Genomic DNA, 1,631 nt, shown 5'->3' with positions numbered 1-1,631 from the left:
GAGACTCAGGAATGGTTGGAGTCTTTTGATCAGTTGGTGGAGGTCCATGGCACCGAGCGTGCGGAGTATATGATCCGTACCTTGCTCCAGCGTGCTGGAGCGAAGTCCATCGGTGTGCCGATGGTCACGACCACCGATTATGTGAACACGATCCCGGTGGATCAGGAACCAGAGTTTCCTGGGGATGAGGAGATGGAGCGCCGGTTCCGTCGGATCCTGCGGTGGAACGCGGCGATCATGGTGCACCGGGCTCAGCGTGATGGTGTCGCGGTGGGTGGTCATATCTCCTCCTATGCGGGAGTGGCCACGCTCTATGAGGTCGGGTTCAATCATTTCTTCCGCGGCGCGGATCATCCTGGTGGTGGGGACCAGGTGTTCTTCCAAGGACATTCCTCTCCGGGCAACTATGCTCGCGCGTTTCTCGAGGGCCGGCTCACCGAGGCCCAGCTCGATGGGTTCCGGCAGGAGATCTCCCGGGCCCCGGAAGGGCTGAGTTCGTATCCGCATCCCCGTCTGATGCCAGATTTCTGGCAGTTCCCCACGGTCTCGATGGGCATCGGGCCGATGAACGCGATCTATCAGGCCCAGTTCAATCGGTATCTGCATCACCGCGGCATCAAGGACACCTCGGATCAGAACGTGTGGGCGTTCCTCGGTGATGGTGAGATGGATGAGCCGGAGTCTCGAGGGCTGTTGCAGCATGCGGCCAATGAGAAGCTGGACAATCTGCATTTCGTGATCAACTGCAATCTGCAGCGCTTGGATGGCCCGGTCCGGGGCAATGGCAAGATCGTCCAGGAGCTGGAGGCGTTCTTCCGCGGAGCGGGATGGAACGTGATCAAGGTGCTCTGGGGTCGGGAATGGGATGATCTGCTGGCCCGTGATGATGATGGCGAGCTGGTCCGGATCATGAATGAGACCTTGGATGGGGACTATCAGACCTATAAGGCTGAGTCCGGGGCCTTCGTGCGGGAGCATTTCTTCGGTCGGTCGGCCAAGACCAAGGCCATGGTCGAGGACATGTCTGATGATGAGATCTGGAACCTCAAGCGTGGGGGTCATGATTATCAGAAGGTCTACTCGGCGTATCAGGCCGCAGTGTCCACCACGGGCAAGCCCACGGTGATCCTGGCTCAGACGATCAAGGGCTATGGGCTGGGTCCCAGCTTCGAGGGTCGTAATGCGACCCATCAGATGAAGAAGCTGACCATCGAGGACCTCAAGCGGTTCCGAGACACTCTGCGGATCCCGATCACTGATGAACAGATCGAGGCCGACCCGTATCAGGTGCCGTATTACCATCCGGGTGAGGACTCTGAGGAGATGGCTTATCTGCGGGCTCGTCGGGCCGAGCTGGGCGGGGCGCTGCCGGCCCGCCGGGTAGAGGCCGGCGCGCTGGTCCTGCCGGGGGCGAAGACCTATGCTCAGGCGAAGAAGGGCTCGGGCAAGCAGCAGGCGGCCACCACGATGGCGTTCGTGCGGCTGCTCAAGGACCTGATGCGGGATAAGAACATCGGGCATCGGATCGTGCCGATCGTTCCGGATGAGTCCCGGACCTTCGGGATGGATTCCTTCTTCCCGACCGCGAAGATCTATAACCCCAAGGGACAGAACTATCTCTCGGTGGATCG

The 1,631-nt window shown here is 60.3% G+C and carries 1 protein-coding gene; it reads left to right on the top strand.

From position 1 onward, the window contains the following. Nucleotides 1-1,631 (top strand): pyruvate dehydrogenase (acetyl-transferring), homodimeric type (aceE, locus tag SD455_RS16570; RefSeq protein ID WP_445508738.1); only part of this gene is annotated, 1,631 nt, incomplete at both ends.

It is taken from the genome of Nesterenkonia sp. K-15-9-6 (genome assembly GCF_052656005.1).
This window is presented reverse-complemented; position numbering and strand designations above follow the sequence as displayed.